The following is a 2,435-nucleotide window of genomic DNA, read 5'->3' on the forward strand; positions in this document are numbered from 1 at the left end:
CGCGCCCAGCAGCGCACGCAGGCGGCCCAGCAGGCCGGCGGCGCCGAGCGCGGGACGGGTGGCATCGATTTCCGTATTCACGGCGCGTTCCCCTAGTAATCCGAATAAAGCCGCACGGGTGTCGGCGTGACGAGCCAGCTGCGTTGCGCGCGTGCGTCGAACGCATAGCGCAGGTACACGAGCGCCGAACTCGGCGCGTAGTCGTGCGACCGGTCGACGTGCAGCTGCGCGCCGACGCTCAGGTGCGGGTTCACGCGATACTCGACGATCCCGTTGACGCCGTACGAGAACGACACGCCGCGCGTCGAGCTGCCCGCGTACACGAACCCGGCCGCCACCTGCGCGGCCCGCTGGTCCGAGAACGTCGGGTAATACAGCGAATCCTTCTCGTAGCTGTTCGAGATCCCGCCCGTGACGGTCAGGTCCCACGACAGCGCATCGTGCCGCCCCGCCCATTCGATCGGCACGCCGAGCGACAGGTAGCGCTGCGGGCTGTAGTAACCGCCCTGCCCGTACGTGTAGTAGCGCAGGTTCTGCGCGTAGTGCCACGCGTTGCCGACGAGCCCGGTGCTGACCTTCATCGTCGCGCGCTCGTACACGGGCACCGTGAAGCCCGTGCGCAGCGTGACTTCCGCGTTGCGCTCGACGTTTCGGCCGGACAGCACGCCCGCGCCGAGTTCCGCGAACAGGTTCGTGCGGCCGACGTCGACCGACGCGCGCAGGTTCACGCCGTCGCGGCGCACGCCGCCCCAGACCGCGCCCGTCCACGGGTCGCGCATCCCCGCGTACGACAGCACGCTGCTCGTTTCCGGCCGCCGCGACGCGTTTACCGAGAAGCTGGCCGGGCCCGCGTCGAAGCGATAGCGCACACCGCCGACGAGGTAATGCACCGGAAAACCGAGCGGCGACGTGCCGAGATCGACGCGCCATGCGTCCGACAGATAGCCGGCACCGAGCGCGACGCCCGTCGTCGACTGGTGCAGCGAGCCCGGCGGATTCGCGATCGATGCGGGCGTCAGCGCGTTCTGCGCCCTGAGCGCCGCGAACGTGCCGAACGTCTTGAGCGAATACGCATTCGGGTTGCTCGTATCGAGCGTGCCCGGGTCGAGATGCACGGTGTCGATCTGCGCGAACACGTGACCGTCGTAGCGGACCGGCATCTGCATGTAGATCGGCACCTGCTGCGCGCGATACGAAGAGATGCCTTCGTCGCCCGACTTGTACGCAGGCGTCCAGCCGGTCTCGATCTCGGGATTGCGCCGCTGCGCGAGATCCGCGAACGCGGCCTGCGCGGGCGTCAGGCCGTCACGGCCCGGGCTCACGCCCGTCGCGCGCTCCTGCGACTGCGACAACCGGTACAGCGACGCCGCGTCGTCATAGCGGCCCTGCGCCTCGGCCACGCGCCCGGCCGCGACCGTCACGTCGGCGCGCGCCGGATACGCGGCATGCAGCCGGTCGGTCACCTGCGCGGCTTCGTCCGCGCGGCGCAGCGCGTTCAGGCGGCGCACGGCCGACAGTTGCGTGTCGACGTCGTCGTCCGGCGTGCGCGCGAGCACCGCCTGCACGCGCGCCAGCGCGGCGGCACGGTTACCGCTGTCCTCGTCGATGCGTGCCAGCGCGAGCTGCGTATCGGCATCGTCCGGCGTGCGCGCGACGATCGGCGCGAGCGCATCGCGCGCCGCGTCGTAACGGCCTTGCGCGCGCTCGAGATCGGCCCGTTCGAGCGCATGACGCTTGTCCGCGCGGCCGGCCGGGCTCGCCCGATCGAGCAGCTTGCGCGCCTGCGCGTAGTCCTGTCGCGCGATCGCATCGTCGGTCTGCCGCAACACGAGCCGCAGCGACTGATCCTCGATCCGCGCCGTCTGCGCGGGCGTCAGCGACGGTTCCCGGCGCAGCGTGTCGAGCCACGCGGCAAGCGCGTCGTCGCGCCCCGCGCTGCCGAGCAGGTCGCCATAGCGCAGCCGCACGTCCGTATCGGCTTCACGCGGATGCGCGGCGATCCAGTCGTGCAACGGTGCGAGGCCGCGATCCGGTTCGCCCGCGTCGATCCACTGCGCGCCGATCGCGGCGAGCATGTCGGGATCGTCCGGCGCGCTCGCCTGGGCCTGCGCGAGCGACGCGGCGAACGCCGTGCGGTCGCCGCGCGCGAGCGCATCGCGGGCGTCGGCCAGCGCGCGTTGCGCATCGAGCTTGCGCGCGAGCGCGCGCATCCCGTCCGTACGGTGCGCGTCGTCGACCGGCGCGAGCGCGGCCTGCGCGCCCGCCACGTCGTCGAGCGAATTGCGATACAGCGCGGTCGCGTAGCGCATCTCGGGCGTCGCGCCTTGCGCGAGCCCGTCGTCCATCACCGTGCGGCCGAGTTGCGGCAGCCCCATGTCGCGATAGAGGCGCGCGAGCGCGAAGCGCGTCCACGGCGCGTCGGGCGCCGCGCGCAC

At 71.9% G+C, this 2,435-nt stretch carries 1 protein-coding gene; it reads right to left on the reverse strand.

The features are described from left to right. Positions 1 to 92: 92 nt before the first annotated feature. Positions 93 to 2,435: cellulose synthase subunit BcsC-related outer membrane protein (locus tag ABY44_RS07775; protein ID WP_431641061.1), on the reverse strand; the 2,343-nt coding region annotated here is incomplete at its 5' end.

This window comes from Burkholderia sp. ZZQ-2, assembly GCF_050768715.1.
GTDB classification, from domain to species: Bacteria; Pseudomonadota; Gammaproteobacteria; order Burkholderiales; family Burkholderiaceae; genus Burkholderia; species Burkholderia cepacia.